The sequence below is a fragment of the Arthrobacter sp. SO3 genome (genome assembly GCF_020532825.1).
GTDB lineage: Bacteria > Actinomycetota > Actinomycetes > Actinomycetales > Micrococcaceae > Arthrobacter.
Genome location: NZ_MQTS01000014.1, coordinates 1 through 5,838 on the forward strand (window position 1 = coordinate 1; position 5,838 = coordinate 5,838).

7 protein-coding genes and 1 pseudogene are annotated in these 5,838 nt (G+C 64.2%); 4 read left to right on the forward strand and 4 right to left on the reverse strand.

All coding sequences use genetic code 11. The annotated features are described in order from the left end of the window. Both BJQ90_RS01375 and BJQ90_RS22640 read left to right on the forward strand, forming a co-directional pair. A partial coding sequence (locus tag BJQ90_RS01375; protein WP_226758522.1) for an ANTAR domain-containing protein occupies positions 1-545 on the forward strand: 545 nt, incomplete at its 5' end. A gap of 62 nt (positions 546-607) precedes the next feature. Continuing rightward, positions 608-870, forward strand: a pseudogene (locus BJQ90_RS22640) (IS110 family transposase); the annotation flags it as partial. Between the two features lie 7 nt (positions 871-877). On the opposite strand, the gene BJQ90_RS01380 reads toward BJQ90_RS22640, so the two are convergent. Continuing rightward, complete coding sequence (locus BJQ90_RS01380; RefSeq protein WP_226758523.1) at positions 878-1,114, reverse strand: hypothetical protein; 237 nt, start codon at positions 1,112-1,114, stop codon at positions 878-880. 617 nt (positions 1,115-1,731) lie between these two features. Between BJQ90_RS01380 and BJQ90_RS01385 the strand changes: the two genes are divergently transcribed. Further along, positions 1,732-2,112, forward strand: coding sequence for a VOC family protein (locus tag BJQ90_RS01385; protein ID WP_226758527.1), 381 nt, complete (start codon positions 1,732-1,734; stop codon positions 2,110-2,112). A gap of 110 nt (positions 2,113-2,222) precedes the next feature. Here BJQ90_RS01385 and BJQ90_RS01390 read toward each other — a convergent pair whose 3' ends face one another. The 3 genes from BJQ90_RS01390 to BJQ90_RS01400 form a co-directional block, all read right to left on the reverse strand. Then, a complete protein-coding gene (locus BJQ90_RS01390) occupies positions 2,223-2,915 on the reverse strand; it encodes a sigma-70 family RNA polymerase sigma factor (RefSeq protein WP_226758524.1) in 693 nt (230 codons plus the stop codon). A 107-nt stretch (positions 2,916-3,022) separates the two neighbouring features. After that, the gene (locus tag BJQ90_RS01395; RefSeq protein ID WP_226758525.1) at positions 3,023-3,592 is read right to left on the reverse strand and encodes a TetR/AcrR family transcriptional regulator; all 570 of its coding nucleotides are present in this window, start codon (positions 3,590-3,592) and stop codon (positions 3,023-3,025) included. Positions 3,593-4,136: 544 nt separating this feature from the next. Beyond that, positions 4,137-4,787, reverse strand: coding sequence for a helicase associated domain-containing protein (locus BJQ90_RS01400; protein ID WP_226758526.1), 651 nt, complete (start codon positions 4,785-4,787; stop codon positions 4,137-4,139). 234 nt (positions 4,788-5,021) lie between these two features. On the opposite strand from BJQ90_RS01400, the gene BJQ90_RS01405 reads away from it, so the two are divergent. Then, positions 5,022-5,600 (forward strand): DNA-binding protein, encoded by a 579-nt coding sequence (locus BJQ90_RS01405; protein WP_226758528.1) that lies wholly within the window; start codon positions 5,022-5,024, stop codon positions 5,598-5,600. Positions 5,601-5,838 lie beyond the last annotated feature (238 nt).

Here is a 5,838-nt window from a genome sequence, read left to right on the forward strand (position 1 = left end):
TGACCATCGCACGATGGCTCACTACGTTGCCGGAGCAACGCGTAACTGCTGAGATCTACACCACTCCACGGGACGTAACCATCGCCGGCAGAAGCGACGCGGCAGCAGAGCGGCGCCGGGCCACGGACAGCAGCGAACTCGCCGCAGCGGGAAACCCTGCCACGCTGGCCGTGCCCCTTCAGTTGCGCCAGGACGCGACTGCATTACTAAACTTTTCCGCCCCCGCCGCGGGCCTGTTTACCGGGGATGCCGTTGCCGTGGCAGTCGACTTTGCGGACGCGGCCAGTGATGCCCTGCGCTTGAGCATCAGGATCGCCGCGGCGGATCTGCTCAGCGATAATCTGAAGGCCGCGATGGAGGGCAGGACAGCGATTAACATGGCCTGCGGGGTGATCATTGCGCAGAGCCGGTGCCCGCCGGAGGAAGCCTTCGGCATCCTCCGGCGGGCCTCGATCAGCCGCAATCAGAAGCTGCACACCATTGCCACAGAGATCGTTACGCGCTTCTCCGGCACCACTGGAACCACTACCCACTTCGAGGCCTAACCACCCGTCCTGCCCGGCCAGTGCAAGCGTTAATTGTCTTCTTTCGCCGGACTCGCTCCCGCGCCCCCGTGCCGCGGGACTCCGGCAACGATCACCGGCCCCGGCGCTAAGACCGCAGGCTCCTGCGCCTCTTCTACTTATTTTCTCTTTCGGCCCTGAGGAGCGGCCCCGCTTCCCGGACCTGTTACAACCGCGAACGCACCGAAGAAAAACCCGCATTCAGGCCATGTTCTGCGTGGCCCGGTGTAGCCTCAACGTCCTCTGGGCCATACTCCGGGACGGCACCACCTACACTCCTGTTGCTGCGGGACTGAAGGCTAAGTGATGCATCCTCAGCCGCTGTAGGAGGCGAGGTGCGGCAAATGGAGTTCAGTCAAACGCTCATTCAGGATCAACGCCAGCAGGTTGCAGTCGTGGGCCGGCAGCGGAATCAGTCGGTTCAAATATGCATCGACGACCAACAGGCCCTGGTTGCCCCCGTACGCGAAGTACGCCAACCACGCTTCGTGGACCTCGAGGTCTGCGAGCAGGAACGCAACATGAGTCAATTCCTGCTGGTTTTCATCCATCAGAACCCACACCCTCTGACCTTCCGAACTTCGCAGAAGTACGGCACTTCAAGTCATTGCGTGATCGCAGGACAAGCATCCGTGCGGTCTCCCATAAGGCTACAACTGCCCCCGCACAGCGGCCACGGTTTCTACATCGGCCCACCGCGAACTGCAGTGTTCGCTCCCGGATGGCAGGAGGCCGGCATGACAGGCGGGAGCGAGGGCACGATACCGGCCTCGCTTTGCTCGGACAGCACAAGCATTTTTTCCTTTTTTGCTGCTGTCCGTTGGATCATACGTGCCCGCTCCACCGGCTCCACCGTCCTGCGGACCCTAAACGACCACAAGCCAAACGGCAGCGGCACCCCTTTCCTGTTAGGCCTCATACACCGCCAGGCCGGAGTCCGCCCTCCCTATATCCGGGGATGCCAATATATGTCCATAATGGCGACATGAACGCTGTGGAGACCCTCGAGCCTGCCGTCGCCGACACGGCACCGGAGAGCTCCCTGGTGTCCGTCCCGGCGCGTCGCAGAAAAGGCGGCGGCCGGGCCCGGAAAAGAGCCGGTAACTCCGCCCGCGGGCACCGCGGTCGGAGAGAGTACCGCCATCACTGCATAGAAGGAGAAATCATCATGCTTAAGGAACTTGACATCTTCGCGGTCCTCCCAGCGAAGGACATGGCCAGGGCGAGGGATTTCTATCGGGACGTGCTTGGACTGGAAGCCCCGAACGCCATGGACGAAGAGAACCTGCTCTACCGCAGCGGGAACGGAACGACCTTCCTGATCTACAAGACCGAAAACGCGGGCACCGCGAAAAACACCCAGATGGGCTGGGGGACCGAAAACATCGAGGCCGAGGTCGAGGATCTGCGGGGCCGCGGCGTCGTCTTCGAGGAGTATGACTTTCCGGGCCTAAAGACTGAGAACGGCATCGCGACGACCCCCGTGGGGAAGGCTGCCTGGTTCACGGATAGCGAGGGCAACATTCTCAACATCTTCCAGCGAAAGTAGCCGTACCACCCCGGGTCCATCGCACAGTTACGGCCCTCATATGTACGCGTATTTATCAAAAGTGTGTGGGGGAGCGATCCCGACCAGGTCGGCTGGAGATTGCCGCTGGTCTAGGCGGCCGGAGGCGTAACGCAACTGTCAGGAACGGTGAGGGGCGACAGCTTGATGATCCGGTCGGGCCCGCCCGGTTTTCCACCGGCGAGACGGAACCGTGCGCTTGATGGTTCCGCCATGGAGTGTCGGAGTTTGGAAAGGCTGTCCCGAATACGGCTTTTTACCGTTGGCAGCGGCACGTTCAGGATGAACGCCACTTCGGCATATGTCAGGCCGTCGAAGAAGGCAAGATTGATGGCGGCGTGCTGGAGTGCGGATAGCGAGAGCAAATGGCGGTTGACGTCCTCGGCTTCAAAGATTTTGGTCGCCGCTTCTGCCACCACATCGTGGTCGGTGATGTGGTTATCCGATGCAAAACGTGCCAGGCGATTCCGGTGGGATTGTTCGGCTCTGACGTGGTCCACGGCACGGCGCCGGGCGATGGTCAGCAGCCACGCCATCGGGGATCCGCGTGCCGGATCGAACCGGTGGGCCGTGTTCCACACCTGGATGTATACCTCCTGGGACGTGTCCTCGCTGAGCTCCCTGGATACGAGGACGGCCAGGATCGTTGCGAACACTTCTTTGCGGGTGTGGGCGAAAAATTCCTCAAAGGCGTCATTGTCGCGCTTTGCTATGCGGCCCAGCAGCCCGGCCAGCGCCCGCAGGTCCGCATGGTGAGGCTGTTCTTCCATTTCGTAGCCCGGCACTATTGACGGGTCGGGCGCGGGGAGTGGCACTGGCATGGATGGCCCTTCAGGGTCGGAGTGCATCATGACGACGGACACGTGCCGGCAACGCGCGTTCGGTCACCCGGTCAAGAGGTTCCGGGCCTAGGCGAGGTCAGGGGGGCGGTGCCTCCGTGATCGGCGATGAGGCAAAGGGCCATGCGTTTGGCCCAAATGGCGGCTTCCTGGTCTCCCTCGACGGCGGCGATGATGGATCCCTTCGTCAGGATGTGGCAGGACCGGGCAAAACGGTCCGGTTCGTCAAGGCCCGCTTCCGCGGCGAGGGTCCGCATGAAGTCCCTCACCTGGGCCAGATAACCGGCTGCGGCCTTCCCCAATGGATGGGAGGCGCCCATTTCCAGCATGGTGTTCATGAAGGAACAGGCCTCGAAGTCGTCCCGGCGGAACCATCCGTCCAGAACATCGAAAATGGCCAGCAACTGGGCGATGGGATTGTCGGCCCTCCTTCTGGACTCGGAGATGATCTGCTCGACAGTCCAGACCTGATGGCAGCGTTCCAAGAAGGCCAGGACCAGATCGTCCTTGGAGGCGAAGTGCCCGTAGAACGTCGCCTTGGCAACCCCGGCCCGCGATATCAGTTCCGCGATGCCGACATCACGGATGCCACGCTGGGCGAACAAATCATAGGCAGCGGCCATAATCCGCTCCCGCGCCCCCACAGGAGCCGGTGGCGGCGCGGCTGTTTTGTCGGTCGGGTCGACTAAAAGGCTCTGGGAGTGTTCCATCAGAAGCAGACACTACACGCAAACAGACAGACCGGTCGGTACGATTCCTCTTAAGGAAGGTAAGTGGCCCGGACCGGGGCGTCGCGCCGAGGAATCAAAATCAGTCCCGCCCCGTGGGATTACCACCGCCCACACAATAATTTCTCCAGCTGACATTCCGTCCCGGGTCCGGCAGTTCCCGACGCACGATAGAGATTCGGTTGTTTCAATCGAACCTGTCGCGACGATGAGTCGAATCGGCCCAACGCGGGCGAACGGCATATTGTGTTCTGGCCGGATTTTCGGAACACGGCGCCCTCATCGCGAACATGAGGAAGCCTCCGCGCGAATCCAAACGACTCAAGCGCGGAGGCTCCCGGCTCTCCAAGCTGGGGGGACTGGAGAGCCTCAATGAGTCTATCGGGGCCGGGCAGAACATTCAGGGTGCGAGTCTGCCTGCACGGCGTTGAGTCTGCATTTACGTGCGGGGCGGGCGGCCGCGGGTCCTGCCGGTCTGCCACCCGGGGACGGCGGCGTCCAGGAGCCGGACCTTCTCAGGGTCGAGGTCGCCTCGGCGGTGTTTGTACCGCGGGGTGTGGATCCACACCCCGAGGGTGTGTTCCCGCTCCGAGTCGAAGTCGTGGTGGCGGGGCCAGTCGTTGCCCTCGGCACGGAAGTCCACCAGCTGGGCGAGCCGGTCACGCCACCGGGTCTCATCCGCTGCTGCCCGGTGGTTTTCCTCCCAGCCGGGGACCCGTTCGAGGCCGTCACGGTAGACCGGGTCCAGCGTGCCCTCGGCTGCTTCGCGCCGGCGCTCCGAAAGCCACCGCGCCATCGACCGCTCACCCTTATCCTCGGAGCGGTCACGGGGGAGCCGGCCCTCAGCCATGATCCAGGCGATCATCTCCTCCATGCGGGCAAGGACTGTGGGGGAGGGGCAGGCTTTGGTCGCGACGGCGGCGTGGTGTGCGGCCTCGAGCCCCGGGTCCTGGCGGCGGGCGATGACCAGGTGATACCCAACGGTGGCCGGTTCGGCACACACGAGGTCAGCGATGCGCTGCCGGCTCAGTCCGAGCCGGTACATCAACACCCATTCCGCGTCCGGAGCGCGCCGTAACCGCCTGTCCATGATGCCGCCCATCCTGCCACGACCACCCCGCCAGGCAGGCCAGCGACGTGGCGGCCAACGCCGCGGCGCAGCCTGGCGCCCGCCGCCCCCGGAACTCCTGGCCGGGGCGGAGAGGGCCGCCGGGCCATGGGGCATTCGGCGGCGGTATTGCCCTCAAGTAGTAGGAGTAGTAGTTTTGTTACTACTCCTACTATTCTTGCGGTTGTCGCCGTGACGTTGAGTGTGAAAGACCGTGTGTTTGCTGCTGCGGAGCAGATCAGTGCCGAGCGCCGGCCTACCGTTTCGACGGTGCGGGCGGCTGCGGGTGTGAGCAACGCCGACGCCACGCGTTACCTGAAGGAGTGGGTGGAGGAGAAGCAGGCAGCGGGAGGCCGTCTCGCCGCGACGCCGGCAGCGGTGCTGGAACAGGCCGCGCGTCTGGCCGGGGCCTGCTGGGCCGAAGCGTCCACTGTGGCGGATGAGCGGCACGCTGCTGCGAAAGCGGTCTGGGCGCAGGAGAAGAAGGATCTGGGTCTGGAGATCTCCGAACTCGTCGCGGACCTGGACAAGGTCACGGCCGAGAAGGACGCCGCCGTCACTGAACTCACCGCCCGGGTCACCGCAATGGATACCCAGGCTGCGGCGATCCAGGCGCAGCTGGAGCGGGCACGTGCGGCCGAGCAGCGGGCCAGCAACACCGCAGCCGACGCGGCGGCCAGGGTGGCCGCGGCCGAGGCCCGGGCAGAGACACTGCAAAAGGCCCACGACGCGCTCCTGCAGCGCATCGTGCCGGAAACCCCGGACAAGAACGGCCAGGGCCGAGCGAGCCAGTAGCGGACCCCCGGCGTTGAGCTGCGCGGGAGGGCCCCCTACCCGAGCGCCCGGACCGTTCGAGGCCCTTCCTCACCACCTACCGCGCCCTCTCCAAGACCCGGCGCAGCCACAACGCCTAAGCCGGTCCGGCCGGGCCTGCCCACCAGGTGGGCCCGGCCTGTGTTCCGTCAACTTTAAGTCGGCCATTTCAGCGCTAAGAATCAGGCCACCGCGGCACGTTTCCAGGCCATTCCAGCAG